The sequence below is a fragment of the Desulfurivibrio alkaliphilus AHT 2 genome (genome assembly GCF_000092205.1).
Lineage (GTDB): Bacteria > Desulfobacterota > Desulfobulbia > Desulfobulbales > Desulfurivibrionaceae > Desulfurivibrio > Desulfurivibrio alkaliphilus.
In genome coordinates, this window is record NC_014216.1 from 2,829,574 (window position 1) to 2,845,232 (window position 15,659).

The window sequence follows — 15,659 nt, forward strand, 5'->3', positions numbered from 1 at the left end:
CTCGGCTCCATCCTTCTCCGGAGCTGCCGCTTTCGCCGACGCTTCTACGGAGACGGGTGACTCACTTCTTCGTACAAAAAGAACTACGCGGCTGCGGCCATGCGGCGCCCTCACCCAACTCGGGCTACTCCGCCCTTTCCAGTGCAAGGCCAACAGTGGTTTAGGCAGAATTGGCAAAATATAGAAATAGGCAGAAAGCGGCCTATTGATTTTGGCTCAATTCTGTGTATTATTTGTTTTCGGGCTGCTGCTTGTTCCCCTCTGGTAACTGTCTATTATTGGGAGGCTACCTGATGCCATCTACAAAGTCAACGCCAAATAAAAAGGTCGAAATCTTTTGGGACCGCTATCTTGGTTTGCTCAATAAGCGCGGAGTTAAGCCGAAGGTGGCTCGCTGGTATGTCAGGCGGGCCGAGGCTTTTGTTAAATCGTTGGATGGTCGTAAGCTGCGGGAGCTGGGTGCTACGGAGGTCAACCGCTACCTGGAAGATCTGGGCCGCAAAGACAGAATAGAGGGCTGGCAGTTTCGTCAGGCGGTGGATGCTATCCAGAATTTGTTGCAGATTGCCGGGGCGTCGTGCGAGAAGGAAGTTAACTGGGAGTACTGGCGCAATTCCGCCCAGGAATTGGCGGCGGATCATCCCAGTGTTGCCCGGGAACAGGGGGTGTTGCCCAGCACCACGCCGCTGGGGCAGGCGCCCCTGTTGGATGCCGTGCGCGGGCGGCACGAAAAGCTGCTGGATGAGTTGGTGTTGGCCATTCGGCGGCGACGTTACGCCATTCGTACCGAGCAGGCTTATCTTGGTTGGGCCTGCCGCTATTTGCGCTTTTTGGGCGAGCGGGAGCCGGCGGTGGCCGGCGAGGCGGATATTGCCTTGTTTTTGCAAAAGCTGGCGGTGGAGGGCCGGGTGGCGGCCAGCACTCAAAACCAGGCCCTTAATGCCTTGGTCTTTTTTTACCGCGAAGCGGTGGGTCGCGAGGTGGGGGAGTTGGGCGATTTTGTCCGGGCCAAGCAGCCCAGGCGGTTGCCGGTGGTGCTCAGCCGGTCGGAAACAGTTCGGCTGCTGGAGGCCCTGCGCGAAATCAGTGCCCTGCATCATCTTATGGCCTCGCTGCTTTACGGCACCGGCCTGCGGTTAATGGAATGCGTCCGCCTGCGGGTGCAGGATGTCGATTTCGACCTGGGGCAGATTATGGTCCGCGACGGCAAGGGCCAAAAGGACCGGGTGGTGCCGTTGCCCCAGGGGGTACAAGAGCCTTTGCGGGACCACCTGGCCGAAGTGCGGCGTTTGCACGAGGAAGACCTGGCTCAGGGTCTGGGTGAGGTCTATCTGCCCGAGGCCCTGGGCCGCAAATACCCCAACGCCGCCCGGGAGTGGGGCTGGCAGTTTGTCTTTCCCAGCGGCCGCCTTTCCACCGACCCGCGCAGCGGCGTGGTCCGGCGGCACCATATCCATGAAAACGGCCTGCAGAAGAGCATCAAGAAGGCCACCCTGGCGGCGGGCCTGACCAAGCGGGTCAACTGTCATGCCCTGCGCCACAGTTTCGCCACCCACCTGCTGGCCGCCGGCTACGATATCCGCACCGTCCAGGAACTGCTGGGTCATGCCGATGTTTCCACCACCATGATCTACACCCACGTCCTCAACCGTGGCGGCCAAGGCGTGGTCAGCCCCCTGGATGTTCTTTGAATGCAATGTTCGCTGATACGCGATCATGCAAGTGAATTCTGGTCTCTGGTAATTGCTTTTAGGCGCTTAACCTGCTTCGCCTCAGGACTGTTCATTGCGTGCCAAAGATCCCAATCCTGTTGCAAGCCCAACCAGAAATCAGGGGACATACCCAAAACACGGGCAAGCCGCAACGCCGTATCCGGAGTTACCGAACGTCTTCCTTTAATAATTTCGTTGAGACGGGGGTAAGAAACGCCCAAGCAGCGAGCAAGTTCCACTTGGGTAAGTTTAAGCGGCTTAACGAATTCCTCTAGAATCATCTCCCCGGGATGGGTCGGGGGGCGATTGCGTGGCAGCCGCCTACCAACATTAGTGATAGTCTGTGATTTCAATTTCGTAGGCATGGCCTTCCTCCCATATGAGGTCGGTCGACAATAGTGGACCCGAAGACCCTACATGGCTTTTTGCATTTTATAAAACCGGCGGTTAACTGAGCAAACGCCGCTGGCAAAGCAGTTGCGAAGCGGAGGGTTTGGCTTCCTTTGCAGGGGCCCTTAAAAAATCGCGCTTGTTTGCAGGCGGGCCGAGGCTTTTGTTAAATCGCTGGAGGGGTGCAAGCTACGGGAGCTTGATGCTACGGCGGTCAACCGCCAGCCCGGTTGGTGATCTTCATGAGGCAGACAATTCCACCTGATCCAGCTTGTCGAGGGTAAAGCTCTGCTCCTTGGTCAGGTCAACATGGCGCACGATGGGGGAGATCCCGGTGTCGACCAGGCTGTTGAAGGCGGCGAACTCTTCCTGGCTTATCTGCTGGTACTCTTCGTTCATTACCGCAAAATCGTTGCCGTAAACCCGGAAGAGCAAGGCCTCTGGGAAACGGGTCTGCAATTCTGTGGCGAAAAGCCGCAGGATGCTGTTGCCCTTTTCCCAGCCCTGCTGTTTGTTAAGCCGCGCCAGCCCCTGCAAATGGCAAAGGTAGAGGCTTTGGTACTGGTTGCTCTGCAGGGCGCTTTTAAGAAAATTTTCATTATGCAGCCCGGTCAACTGATCGTTGAAAAAGTAAGCGAAGCGCTCCCTTTCCAGGTCGGATAACGGGGTTTGGCTGAAGCGGCACAAGGCCCGGTGGTCGGTGCAGAAACGTTCTTCGCCGATCTCGCGGGCCGCTCGGTCCGGGGGGGTGGCCCCGGCCAGGGCCTTGACTGCCGCTTCCACCACCTCCGGGTGGAACTGCTTGCCGCTCATGGCCTGGAGCTTCTTCAGAGCGGTGGGAACATCGCTTTTGCTCTGGTAGACGCGGTTGGTGGTGATCGCGTCGAAGGCGTCGGCCACGGCCAGAATTCTGGCCAGCAAAGGAATGTCATCGCCCGCCAGGCGGTCGGGGTAGCCGCTGCCGTCATGCCGTTCATGGTGATACAGCACGATCTCGGCCAGGTTGGCATACATATCGATGCCGGCGAGCATCTCGTGGCCGGCAACGGTGTGCAGCCTGATCAGGTCGTGTTCCAGCGGGGTGAATCGGCCCGGCTTCATGAGCACTGCGTCCGGGGTGGCGATTTTGCCGATGTCGTGCAGGATCGCCGACTTGGTCAGGCGCTTGATTTCCTCCTTGGGCAGCCCCATCTGGCGGCCGATCTTCAGGCTGTATTCGGCCACCCGCTGGGTATGACCGGCGGTGTAGGTGTCTCGCTGCTCGATCATGTTGACAAAGGTCAGGATGGTCTCTTCGTAATTGGCGGTTCGTTCGGCGTTGAGGCGGTTCAACTCCTCCCGGTGCCGAAAGGAGTAAATGGCAAACCCCAGATCACCGGCCAGTTCTTCCAGCATGGTGATCTCTTCCGGCTCGAATCCCTCCGGGCGCCAGGTGTATACCGCGAGCACCCCCAACGGCTGTTTGGTGCCGCCGGGTTGCGACAGCGGCAGGGTAATCATCTGCTGGAAGCCGTCGATGGCGCTTGGCTGGTGCCAGGGAGGGGAGGAGTGGGGATAAAGCTCTGAGGTCTCGATCACGCTTTGGTGGTCCCGCAGCGAGCGGGCCGCAGGGTGATGGTGGAAGGGAGAGCGGGGATCATCAATAGAATAGGGCGGGGTGTCAAGGCCCGTCGCCGGCGCGGAGGGGGGCGTTGCCGCCCCGGGCCCGGGGGCGACCGGTGCCTGGGAGGCATGGTAAACGGTTTGGATGGCCCCCTGTTCCAGCAACCCGAGCCAGCAGAACTTATAATTTTTGCGCTGGATAAACCGGTCGCAGGCCTGGGTCAGCAGGGTTTTCAGGTTCGGTGCGGTCAGCAGCAGCCCGTTGATGTCGGAAACGGTCTGCATGATCTCGCGCAGATAGATCTCCAGATCGAGCAGTTCTTTGATCTCCCTGGTTCTTTTCCGGACCCGTTCTTCCAGCGATCGGTTGATCTCGGCCAGTTCTTCTTCCGCCCGGTGTCGCCGGTAAATTTCCTGTTCCAGCGGCTTGATGGCCAAAAAACGGAACAGCAACCACAGGATGATGCCGAGGGTGATGGAGACCGACAGGGAGGCGAGCAGCAGTTGGTTGCGGAGTTGAACCAGGATGGTTTCCGTCTGCTGGTAGTCCTTTTCCAGCTTCAGGGTGAGAAGGTGGGTGTCGGCAAATTCGACCCTTTTTTCCAGGACAAAAAGGTGCTCCGAGATGGTCGGGCGCTGGAAGGCGGTAAGCGAGTGGCCCAGGGGGGTAATCGCCTCGAAACGCACGATCTCCTGGTTGTTGGCGCCCCATTGCTGAATAAATTGCTCGATATCGGCCAAGCGCATGCGGAGCATGGGTTCGGTCATGAAGGTCGCGGCTTGGGCCAACTCCACGGCGGCCTGTTCCCGCACCTCCTGCATCAGGTTTTGCCGCTGCTGTTTGAGCACGACATAGTTGATCAGGATCAGGCTGATCAGCAGCACGCCGATCAGCGCGATGATCGCCCGGTTATAAGAAAAGATGCGGTCGGGGGAAGCGGTCTGGGTCATAGCAAAGAATTATAGCCCATCCGGACCGTATTTCAAAGCAGCCGTTAGTGGGCATTGACTTTGCCGGGATTCGGTGTAGTTTTTGGCAACCGTTGAAGCGGCCATTTGTAGCCTTGGTTTATGTTGCGAGGTTGGTTGTGATTGCTTTTTACGTGTCAAAATCAAGAGGCATACTGGCCGTAATAAGGCCATGATCCGGAACGGCAGATGCAGGATGAACTGAAGGGTATTGTCGAGCGGGTTACCTTTCATAACCCGGAAAACGGCTGGTCGGTGCTGCGGGTGCAGCCCTTTGATCAGCGCCTGGAGGCGGTGCCGGTGCTGGTCCACCAGCAGCGGGTCTTTGCCGGGGCCACCATGCGTTTTCTGGGGCAGTGGAGTGAGCACCCCCGTTTTGGCCGCCAGTTCAAGGCCGACACCGCCCTGGAGGTGAAGCCGGCTTCCGCCGCGGCGCTGGAAAAATATCTCGGCTCCGGCTTAATCAAAGGTGTCGGCCCCAAGACCGCCCGCAAAATCGTGCGCCATTTCGGCGACCAAACCCTGGATATCTTCGAACAGGAGATCGACCGGCTCACCGAGGTGCCGGGAATTGCCGAGGCCAAGCTCAAAAGCATCAGCGCCGCCTGGCAGGAGCACCGGGCCATCCGCGAAGTAATGCTCTTTTTGCAGGGCCATGGCATCAGCACCCTGTTTGCGGTGCGGATCTACAAGGAGTATGGCGATAAGGCCATCGAGGTGGTCAATGCCGATCCCTACCGGCTGGCCGAGGATATTTTCGGCATCGGCTTTTTTTCCGCCGACCAGGTGGCCCTGAGCCTGGGCTTTGCCAAAGATGGCGAGCCGCGTCTGATGGCCGCCATCCGCCACGTGCTGGCCGCCGGCCGGGAGCAGGGGCACTGCTACCTGACCCTGGCCCAGGTGATCGCCGGGGTCAATGAACTGCTGGAGCTGGACATCGCCCCCCGTGCCGAAGGCTTGCTGGCCCAGATGGCGGCGGCGGGCAAGCTGATGGTGCGCACCCTGGCCGATAGCCAGGGCAATCCCCAAACCTGTTATTATTCCAAGACCCTTTATTACGACGAAGAAACGGTGGCGACCAGGATCAAGGCCCTGCTGGCGCCGGTGGAAGTGGACCGGCAGCGGGTGGCCGACTGGCTGGCCCGTTACTGCCAAAACCAAAAGATGGAGCTTTCCGCCGAGCAGCAACAGGCGGTGGCCGGTGTTGTGGGCCGCCGTTTTGCCATCCTCACCGGCGGGCCGGGTTGCGGCAAGACCACCGCCACCCGGGTGCTGGTGCGGCTGCTGGAGGCCATGGGTCAAAGGGTGGTGTTGGCCGCCCCCACCGGCCGGGCCGCCCAGCGGCTGGGTGAAGTGGTGGGCCGCGAGGCCCGCACCATTCACCGGCTGCTGGAATGGCAGGGCAGCGGCTTCAAGCGCCGGGCCGACCACCCCCTGGAGGGTGATTTTTTCATCGTCGATGAATGTTCCATGCTGGATGTCAGCCTTAGCGCCGCCCTGTTGCGGGCCGTGCCGCCCCAAGGCCAGGTGCTGTTCATCGGCGACCCCGACCAGTTGCCGCCGGTGGGGGCCGGCAACGTGCTGCGGGATCTGTTGAATGTTGCGGCTGTGCCCGCTTTCCGGCTGACCAAGGTGTTTCGCCAGGCGGCGGCCTCGGCCATTGTCCGTTTTGCCCACCAGATCAACCGCAGCGAAGTACCCCGGATTGATTCCCCCTTCCAGCACCCGGAGCGCTGGCAGCAGGAGTGCGACTGCCTCTTTCTCGATGCCGATGAGGCCACCCGGGAGCAGTTGCATTTTTTAGGCCGGGTGCGCCGCCATTTCGCCCCGGATCATGGCCGCTTCCGGGAGCAGGCCGACCCCTTCAGCTTTCGCCTGGAAGAGGCGGTGCGGCCCTATGAAAGCGAATTTGAATTGCCGGAAAAGTTTCGCCATGTCGACCTGGAGCAGTTGCTGGGGGCCGAAAGCCGTTCCGAGGAACTCAAGGCCCTGCTGAAAAAGGTGCACCCCTGGTCGGCCCTGCATTACGGGCTGTCGGCGGTGGAGGTGGTAAAGAAACTCTACCGGGAATGGATTCCCAAGTACCGGGGGCAGGGAAGTGCGGAGACGGGTATTGAAATCCAGGTACTCTCGCCCATGACCCGGGGCAGCCTGGGCACCCGCAACCTCAACGAGGTGTTGCAGGCGGAGATCAACCCCGCCGGGCCGGGGCGGCCCGAGGTGCGGCTGGGGGAGCGGCTTTTCCGCCTGGGCGACCGGGTAATCCACACCCGCAACAACTACGACCTGGAGGTGTTCAACGGCGATATCGGGGTTATCAGCGCCGTCGATCATGAGGCCCAGACCTGCGAGGTCACCTTCCCCCCGGACAGCCGCCGGGTGAATTACCGCCGCGATCAACTGCCGGAGCTGGAGCTGGCCTATGCCATCACCATCCACAAGTCCCAGGGCAGCGAGTTTGCCGCGGTGATCATCCCGGTGTTGAGCCAGCATTACCGGATGCTGTTCAACAACCTGATCTACACCGGCCTCACCCGGGCCCGCCGGCTGGCGGTGCTGGTGGGCAGCCGCCGGGCCCTGGCCCTGGCGGTCCACAACCGCGACACCGCCCAACGCCAGACCGCCCTGGTACCGTTACTGGCCGCCGACTCCCCGTAACCGCTTACGATCAATCAGGCCGCACATGCCGGGCACACCCCGGTGATCTCAATGGTTTGTTGGGCCATGCTGAAGCCCAGCTCCCGGGCCTTGCGGTCGATGGTGGCGCTGATATCGCTATCGGAGAGTTCCGCGCGGTTCAGGGCCTCGTCCTGGCAGTTCTGATGATTGTGCCCCTTGTGCAGGAAACCGGTAACCACCGCCGTATCGTTCATGCTCCCACCCGATTACTGTTGTCAGCGAAAGGCTGTATCATAGAGTCAGGCGGGGGTTCTGTGGTCGCAAGTCCGCTCCCACCTGACCGGCCGGGGTCACAGCCTGCACCCTGATCCTCTCGGTGCCGGGAAAATGCTCAAAGAGCCGGAAGTCGATCCGGTCGAGACGTTCGGGCCGCTCGCAATGAAACTCCCACAGCCCGGTGAAGTCTGCATGGTCATGATCATGATCATGCTTGTGTCCATGTCCGTGATGATGGTCGTGGCCGTGGTCACCATGTCCGTGCTGGTGGTCATGGCTGTGGTCTCCATGCTCATGGCTATCCCCATGCCCATGTTCATGTCGGTGATCGAGATCAAAATCCGATCCGATCTTGGCTCGCACCTGCCGGCAATGGGCGGCCGGGGGCAGGGCGAAAAGTTTTTCACCCTCGGCCAGCAACTCTTTGGCCTCGCGGATGGCCTGGCGCTGCTCCCCGGTTCGGGGCTGATGCTCGAACCCCACCTTGTTGAAGCCGGGGCTGACCATGTCGATGACCAGTAGGGAACCCTCCACAATCAGGTTGATTTCCGCCAGCCCGTGGACATGTGCCCCCAGCCCGGTGCCGTGCCCATGGCCATGATCGTGCCCGTGTCCGTCATCATGCCCATGGGAGTGGTGGCTATTATGGCCGGAGCGCTTTTCGTGGTGGCCGTGCTCGTCGTGATGAGCGCCCACCGGCTGGGCCTGGAGCAGCAGCAGGCCCAGCGCCATTCCCAGCGCCTGCCGCAGAAAAAGTTTTTTTCCTTTCCGTTTGTTGGCAACAATCATATCGGTATTACCTCCGCGGTGAAATGAAATGTTATATCATAGCAAAATAGTATGGCGGGGTGAGCGTGTCAATATAATTTCCAGCCAGGTTTTTCAGCCGTCGCTTCACGGGCGGCAGGCCGAATTCCTGTTCGGTTGCCCTAAAAAATTATTGACAGCGTAACTTGTCACTGCTATATCCAAGCCTGAATGTTTGGTTGTCTTAACTTTTTATTGGCTCTCAAAAACTACGATTTTCAGATAATCCCAACACAAGGAGAAGCCGACATGCTGGAGCAACGGGAAAACCTTACCATTGATTACCGCAAACAGCAAAATGCGGTGCACTTGCGCTTGTCCGGCGATTTTGACGGGCCGGCGGCGTTTTGCCTGGTTGATTTTTTGCAGGCCCGCTTCATTCCGGGCGACCGGGTATTTATTGGAACCGACCGGTTGCACCGGGTGGCTCCGAGCGCTCGTAGCGCCCTGCGCGCCTTGTTGCGCTGGGTCGGTGTGCCGGCCGAGGCCGTTTTTTTCAAAGGGAGTAAGGCCCATGCTCTGGCTTTTGACGGCAGTAGGGTGATTGCCGTCAGGGCAAGCGACAAATGTGGTTGCGGTAAGAATTGCGCCAATTGCGGCGGTAAAAACGGGCAGAAAAAGAGTGAGACCACCAGGGATGAGCAGGTTAACTAAACCCGCTTTTTTAGGCCAACAAAATTAGGCATGCTAAAAAACATTAATGTGCCTTGTTGATTTTTTTACTAAACTTAATCCAGGTGTAAGCCATGTCTATTGCAATCATCGGCGGTATGAAGAGGCTGGAGAGCCGTTACCGGGAAGAGGGGCGGCGGCGGGGTTTTGACCTTAAAGTTTTCAACGTGGCCGGTCGTGACCTGGAGCGCAAGCTGCTGAAGATGGCGGCGGTGGTTCTGTTCACCGACCGGATTTCCCACAACGCCCGCCGGGAGGTGGTGCGGGCCGCCCGTCTTCACCGGATTCCCCTCTACCAGTATCATTCCTGCGGGCTTTGCACCCTGCGCGACTGTCTCGATTGCCTGTCGGCGCCCTCCGATGGTAAGGATACAGGGCAATGCGGTTGCGGCCGTGATTGTGCCAATTGCGACGAAAAGGGCAAAGGCAAGGGGGCAAAGGGTGGCCGCCCGGCCGGTGCCGGCTTGGCCCATTGAACCAAGAAGAAAAAGCAGCCGGCGGCCAAGGCCAGGGCTAAAACCGTTCCCCGCAAAACCAGCACCAAGAAGGAGGCCTGATCATGTCGGGATTTTTGTCATCCGCCCAATATTTTCTGCCGCCGGCTGAGTCGGGGCGAAATCGACACCGAAGTCCTGGACGGGGCGGCCATCAGCGCTGCCCTTACTATCTTGACGATCCTGCGATTCGGTTATACATCGCTCTGCCGAACTGACCCCGGCGGCGCCCCGGCTTGATTGTACGGCACGAGCAGCAAACAGGGCTGGGAAGGCGCGGTGAGCCTTAGGGTACCGGCGAATATGACGATTTCGGCCTCCGGGCCGTTTACAGTGTTGACAGCCGAAAGCGATTAAGTTATACCCGCCCGATGAAACCTTTGCGGAGTATTCGGATTTATTGCCGCATGGGGCCGGTATTTCAGTCCAGGAAGTTTCGAGGCAATGCCCGAGGGCATTTCGGTTTACTTCAAACAATAAGCAGACCAAATAAAAAACATGGAATGTGACAGTAGCAGTTTTCATAACCGGATAATCGAGCTGCCGGAAGCGGCCGATCATCCTCCGTCGATCATGCCCGGGTTCATCCGGCTTGGTGGCGCCTTTCCTTCTTCGCGGGTACTTTTTACCACCTGCCGACGCTAAAGGCCACCTGGCGGTGAGTCCGGGCCATATTACCCGGACACGCGAGGTGGACCATGTACAACCAAGCTCTCCACAAGACCCTGCTGGAGTTTACCCAGCGGGGCATCGATTCGTCCAACAAGGAAAAACTAGGCCAATTCATCGCCAAGCATCATGCCGCCGACCTGGCCGGGGTGCTGGAACGGCTGGACCCGGCCGAGGCGCTGCCCTTTTTCGAACTGCTGCCCATCGAGGAACAGGCCGAGGTATTTGGTTACTTCAACTCGGCCTTTCAGCAGGAGATGGTTGATGTTTTGAGCCCCCGGCGGCTGGCCGAGTTGGTGTCGGTGATGGACGCCGACGAACGGGTGGATTTTTTCAATAAGCTGGACGAGGAGCACCAGCAGGCCATCATGCCCTGCCTGGCTCAGGCCGAGCGGGAGGATATCCGCAAGCTGGCCTCTTACCGGGAAGGCACGGTGGGGGCCGTCATGACCTCCGACTACGCCGCGCTCACCGCCGATCTCACCGTGGCCCGGGCGCTTGAGAAACTGCGCCGCGAGGCCCCGGACAAAGAAACCATCTACAACGCCTACGTGGTGGATGAACAGCGGCGGCTACTGGGGGTGGTATCTTTAAAAGACCTGATCCTGGCCCGGCCGGAGGCCAAGGTGCAGGATCTGATGAACCGCGGCCTGGTGGTGCTGCGGGCCGAAGAGCCGCAAAGCGAGGCGGCGGCCAAGATCGCCCGCTACGATTTGCTGGCCATCCCGGTGATCAACGGCGACGACAAGCTGGCGGGGATCGTCACCCACGACGACGCCCTGGACGTCAGTGTGCAGGAGGCCACCGAAGACTTCCACCGCATGGCCGGTATGACCCACAAATCGCCGGGCCTGGGCGAGGTCAACATGCTGGACGCCAGCCCCTGGCTGATCGTGCAAAAACGGCTGCCCTGGCTGCTGATCCTGGTCTTCATGAACATCTTTTCCGGCGCCGGCATCGCCTTTTTCGAGGATACCATCGAGGCGGTGGTGGCCCTGGTCTTCTTTTTGCCGCTGCTCATCGACAGCGGCGGCAACGCCGGCAGCCAGGCCTCCACCCTGATGATCCGGGCCCTGGCCACCGGCCGCGCCCATCTTAAAGACTGGTTTGCCCTGCTGGGCAAGGAGGTCGGGGTGGCCCTGCTATTGGGCGGCGGCATGGCGCTGGCGGTTTCGGTGGTGGGTATTTTCCGGGCCGGGCCGGAAGTGGCCATGGTGGTGGCGGTTGCCATGGTCTGCACGGTCCTGTTCGGCAGCCTGGTGGGAATGTCGCTGCCTTTTGTGTTGAGCAAACTGAAGCTGGACCCGGCCACGGCCAGCGCCCCGCTGGTAACTTCCATTGCCGACATCGGCGGGGTGCTGATCTACTTCTCCCTGGCCACCTGGCTGTTGCGCGACATGATCGTGGCGGCCGGTGCCGGGTAAGCCGGGGCCGCGACCCGTTGCTGTTGCTGGAGTGCGCAATTTGCCCGGCTAAAAAAAACGCCCCAGCCGCTCTGATGGTCACCGCCCCGAGCAGGAGGAGGTGGAGTGAGGGTCGCCAAAGGCGATGACCATCAGAACGGCCGGGGCGTAAGGGGGCGGCCCCCCGGCTTAAAAGAGGAACTGCAGCATCGTGGTTACGGTTTTAAAATCCTGACTGTTCTGGTTTTCAACATCGAAGTCGGTATCCGACCACTCCAGGGTCAGCCGCAGGTCCTGCCCCCGGAGGAAATAGTTGACCCCCAGGTTGATGCGGTCGATTTCCTGGTCCACCACCCCATACAGGTTGGCGAAATTCCAGCTTTCATAGCGGCCGAAAAACTGCAGCTGGCCCGGGCCGACCCGGTTGGGCAGCAGATATCCGGCCTGGGCGTAGTAGCCGTTTTTCTCGCCGTCAATCCCCATGCTCACCGGGTCGGGGTCGCCGCCCAGGTAATTGTCGTCGAAGGAGACATCCAGGTAGGCGGCCTCCATGGTGAAGGTGCCGGCGCGGGTGGGCAGTTCTCCGAAGAGGTCCACGGTCCAGGCCTGGTAGTCGTTGGGGTTGGTTTCCAGGGTCTGGTTGCCATAAACCGCTTCCCTTTCATACTGGTAGCCGCCGCCGATGGTCAGCATCCGGCGATTGCCGAAGTATGTACCGAAGTAGAGGGGAGCGGGTTCGGCGTCCAGCAGGCTGTAATGGGCCCGGACGGTGTAACGCAGGTCGTTGCCCGGGGCGTTGTCTTTCAGGCCGGTGGTGGCCGATACTTTGTACTGCAGCTTGTCATCGAGCAGGTTGCCCCAGACCATGGCGCCGTAATCCCTTGAACGGCGGGGCAGGGCGGTGTAGACAAAGTCCGAGCGATCCAGGGTAAGGGCGAAAAAGCAACCCACGTTATGGGCTCGTACCAGGGGGTCCTTGATCAACCCGGCCCGGACCTGGGCATTTGGGTGTACATTGGCCAGGAAGTAGGCATCCAGTACATGGAAGTCGCTGGAGGAGTCATCCCGCACGTTCAGGGGTTGAATGCGCCGGTCGCCCTGGTTTTCGATGGCGTAGTAAAAGCCGTATTTGCCGTCGTCGAGTCGACCCATCAGGGAGATTCGGTTGCGCCGGAAAAAGATCTCGGCGGTGTCGTCGGTGCCGTCGCTGCCGGAGCCGGTGTCTCGCCACTGGCCGTAGAGTTGCATTTCATAGTTGAGTTGCAGCCAGCCCTGGTCGTTGGGCAGGTAGATCACCGGGCCGGCCACTGCGGTTTGGGCGCCCGCCCACAACAGGCAGCCGGTGGCCGCCCCGATACCGATAAGTTGCTTAAATTTCATATATCACCTTTCTGATGCGTTTTGTCTGGTTGTGTTAGCGATAACCGGGAGCCGTGGGCGCGATGCCGTCGGGAATCGGGTCGAAGGCGCCGGGGTCGGTTTCCACGCAGCAGGGCGCGCCGCTGATGGAGGCGTCCTCCTGGTTGATCCGGTTGGCAAAGGGGGCGTAGGAGTTGGCGCCCAGGTAGTTTGTTTCGTCGGTTTTGTTGTAGGTGATCTGGCCGGAGTAATCGGCTTTGTCGGTCCGCCAGGGGGAAGCCGGATTGAGGGAGCCGTCGTAAAGCGACTCGTTTCTGGCCATCTGGCCCCACTCGATCCAGGCGCCGTCGTAAATCTTGGCCGGCCAGTTCAGGGCCGCATCCAGGGCCAGGAAGGTGACGCCGGCCCGCCAGGAGGTGCGGCAGTAGCTGTAAGTGGTGGTGTTTTCATCGGCACCCAGGTCGTTCATGGCCGTTTCCAGTTCATTCAGCGGCAGCAAACGGCCGTTCTCATCCAGCAGGGTGACCCAGTCCTGGTGCCCGGCACCTTCAATGTGCCCTTCAAAGGCGACATAGGTTCTGGCAATGTCGTTGCTCACCCAGGTGGTGCCGGGATCGCCGTTATATTCGGCGGCGGAACGGGCATCGATGATGGTGAAGGCCGCGGGAACCGCGCCCAGAGGAGTGCCGGAACCGTCGGTCACCGCCATCATCTCTTGCAGGCTGGCCCGGAAACGGTCCTTGGCGGTATCCTGGGGCAGCTCGCAGACGCTGTAATCGGAAGCTGCTTCCGCCGGGGCCTCGGTGGCCAAAGCGGTGCCGGTTTCTTCAGCAAAATGGCCGCTGTTGCCGTCCAGCACCCGCAGCCGTTCCCGCGGGAAGCCCCAGTAGCGGAAGTTGAAGTAGGCCCGCCCCAGGTGCATCATGTTGGGGTTGCCGGGGCCGGTGGTCAGGACGATGATGGTGTCTTCATCGATCCCGGTGCGCTGGATCAGGTCATTCATCTGGGTAATGGTCGGCACCTGGGAAACGGTGTCGGCGATGCCGTCGTTGCGGGTGGCCGACAGGTCTGCCGCGGTGTTCAGCAGAAAGGCGCCGGGGATATGGCCCTCTTCATAGGCGGCGGCAGCACCCACGTGCAGGACAACGAAGTTGTCGTAATCATAGGGGTCGCCGTTGGCCGTGGGGGCGCCGTTTGCCTGCCAGTCGGCCAGATCGGCGATGGAGAGCATTACCTCCACCGGGCGGTCGTTGGGGGCTGGCGGGTTGGTGTCGCAGGTGTTTTTGTCGGTTTCGTTGATCAGATTGGCCCGGGGGGCGAAGGAATCGGCGTTTGCAAGCGGTTCCACAATCCGGTTTTCGTAGTTGATCGCCTCGCTGCGGGCGGTGGTGTCGGTGCGCCAGGGGGAGTCGGGCATCAGGGCGCCACCGTAGTTCATATCGTTACGGGCCATCATGCCCCACTGTACCCAGGCGCCGTCGTAAATTTTAGCCGGCCAGCGCAGGACTGCGTCCAGGGCCAGGAAGTTCACCGCCGCCCGCCAACTTGTCTGGCAGTAAGTGTAGGCGGTGGTGCCGGGGCCTGCTCCGGCCTCTTCCATGATGGCCAGCAGTTCATTTTTGCCCAGCATGGCGGTGGGGTTGTTCGGGTCCAACAGGGTGGTCCACTCCTGCAACTGCGCCCCACGAACGCGGCCGCCGAAGGCCACCCCGCCGCGAAGATCTTCCCCTTCGTACTCTCCTTCCGAGCGGGCATCGAGAATTACGGTGCTGTCGGCCCCGTTTTCCGCCACGGAAATCATCTCTTCCAGGGAGGCGCGCAGATTGATGTTGGCCTGCAGATCGGTCACGCTGTAGTTCGACGACCTGGGGGCCGGCGGCGAATTTTCCGCCAAAGCATAACCGCCGGCATCCTGGTAGGTGGCGGTCTTGGTGCCGTTGAGCACCCGCAGCCGCTCCCGCGGGAAGCCCCAGTAACGGAAGTTGAAGTAGGCCCGGCCGACGTTCATCATATTGCCGTTACCGACCAGGACGATCACCGTGCGCTCGTCAATCCCGGTGCGCTGGATCAGGTTGTCCATCTGGGTGGCGGTGGGTACCTGGCTGGGGGTGTAGGAAACGCCGTTGGAGCGTTCCGCCCGCAGGTCATTGCCGGTGTCCAGATGGTAAGCGCCGGGAATATGGCCGGCCTCGTAACCGGCGGCGCTGTCCACATCCAGGATCACCATGCGGTCGTAGCCTTTGGAATCGGTGCCGTAGCCGCCTTCCACCCAGTTGTTCAGGGTGTCGGCGTCGATCATGACGTTGGGGTTGTTGTTGGACGCCGCCTTGGCGTCGTAGTCGGTGCCGCCGCAGCCGGTAAGCAGCAGCAAGGCGCCGGCCAGCAGGCCCAGCAGGGCATACAGGCGGGTGGGTTTGCCGTGGTTCAGATACTTGCTTGCCATACATCCTCCTTTATGTTGCACATAATTGCCTCCGGGTTGTTGCCTTACCTGGTCAGGAATCGGCCACTGAAGCCGGCTTCCGGACGCCGGTTCACCGGAGGCGGACACCCCCTGTTAGAGCAAGGGGCGTGCCAGTGCAAAATCACGATGTTTCAGGCAGAAGTGAATGGCGTGATTATTTCAAAATGAAAGATTGTTGCAAAATGAAAGAAACAGCCGGTGGGTTGAGTCGCAAAATAACAGC

The 15,659-nt window shown here is 60.4% G+C and carries 11 protein-coding genes; 5 read left to right on the plus strand and 6 right to left on the minus strand.

Features of this window, described 5'->3' with window-relative positions; all coding sequences use genetic code 11:
- Positions 1 to 293: 293 nt before the first annotated feature.
- Positions 294 to 1,691: an integron integrase gene (locus DAAHT2_RS12335; RefSeq protein ID WP_013164609.1), complete on the plus strand. Its 1,398-nt coding sequence runs from the start codon at positions 294 to 296 to the stop codon at positions 1,689 to 1,691.
- Positions 1,692 to 1,714: 23 nt separating this feature from the next.
- On the opposite strand, the gene DAAHT2_RS12340 is transcribed toward DAAHT2_RS12335, so the two are convergent.
- Both DAAHT2_RS12340 and DAAHT2_RS12345 read right to left on the minus strand, forming a co-directional pair.
- Positions 1,715 to 2,077, minus strand: coding sequence for a HigA family addiction module antitoxin (locus DAAHT2_RS12340; RefSeq protein ID WP_013164610.1), 363 nt, complete (start codon positions 2,075 to 2,077; stop codon positions 1,715 to 1,717).
- Between the two features lie 265 nt (positions 2,078 to 2,342).
- On the minus strand, positions 2,343 to 4,655 hold the full coding sequence (locus DAAHT2_RS12345; RefSeq protein WP_013164611.1) for an HD domain-containing phosphohydrolase: 2,313 nt from the start codon (positions 4,653 to 4,655) through the stop codon (positions 2,343 to 2,345).
- A gap of 207 nt (positions 4,656 to 4,862) precedes the next feature.
- Between DAAHT2_RS12345 and recD2 the strand changes: the two genes are divergently transcribed.
- Complete coding sequence (gene recD2, locus DAAHT2_RS12350) at positions 4,863 to 7,331, plus strand: SF1B family DNA helicase RecD2 (protein ID WP_013164612.1); 2,469 nt, start codon at positions 4,863 to 4,865, stop codon at positions 7,329 to 7,331.
- Positions 7,332 to 7,345: 14 nt separating this feature from the next.
- On the opposite strand, the gene DAAHT2_RS12355 is transcribed toward recD2, so the two are convergent.
- On the minus strand, positions 7,346 to 7,546 hold the full coding sequence (locus DAAHT2_RS12355) for a hypothetical protein (protein WP_013164613.1): 201 nt from the start codon (positions 7,544 to 7,546) through the stop codon (positions 7,346 to 7,348).
- Between the two features lie 37 nt (positions 7,547 to 7,583).
- Entirely contained in the window at positions 7,584 to 8,357 is a 774-nt protein-coding gene (locus DAAHT2_RS14475; protein WP_013164614.1) for a DUF2796 domain-containing protein, read from the minus strand.
- 267 nt (positions 8,358 to 8,624) lie between these two features.
- Between DAAHT2_RS14475 and DAAHT2_RS12370 the strand changes: the two genes are divergently transcribed.
- The 3 genes from DAAHT2_RS12370 (at position 8,625) to mgtE (ending at position 11,634) form a co-directional block, all read left to right on the plus strand.
- Positions 8,625 to 9,029: a hypothetical protein gene (locus tag DAAHT2_RS12370; RefSeq protein WP_013164615.1), complete on the plus strand. Its 405-nt coding sequence runs from the start codon at positions 8,625 to 8,627 to the stop codon at positions 9,027 to 9,029.
- Between the two features lie 92 nt (positions 9,030 to 9,121).
- A complete protein-coding gene (locus DAAHT2_RS12375) occupies positions 9,122 to 9,523 on the plus strand; it encodes a DUF2325 domain-containing protein (protein ID WP_013164616.1) in 402 nt (133 codons plus the stop codon).
- Positions 9,524 to 10,239: 716 nt separating this feature from the next.
- Entirely contained in the window at positions 10,240 to 11,634 is a 1,395-nt protein-coding gene (gene mgtE, locus DAAHT2_RS12380) for a magnesium transporter (protein ID WP_013164617.1), read from the plus strand.
- 168 nt (positions 11,635 to 11,802) lie between these two features.
- On the opposite strand, the gene extI is transcribed toward mgtE, so the two are convergent.
- Positions 11,803 to 12,993, minus strand: a complete 1,191-nt coding sequence (extI, locus tag DAAHT2_RS12385; protein WP_013164618.1) for a selenite/tellurite reduction operon porin ExtI — start codon at positions 12,991 to 12,993, stop codon at positions 11,803 to 11,805.
- A 34-nt stretch (positions 12,994 to 13,027) separates the two neighbouring features.
- Positions 13,028 to 15,415 carry a selenite/tellurite reduction operon rhodanese-like protein ExtH gene (gene extH / locus DAAHT2_RS12390; RefSeq protein WP_013164619.1) on the minus strand — a complete coding sequence of 796 codons (2,388 nt, stop codon included), beginning with the start codon at positions 15,413 to 15,415 and terminating at the stop codon, positions 13,028 to 13,030.
- Between the last annotated feature and the right edge of the window lie 244 nt (positions 15,416 to 15,659).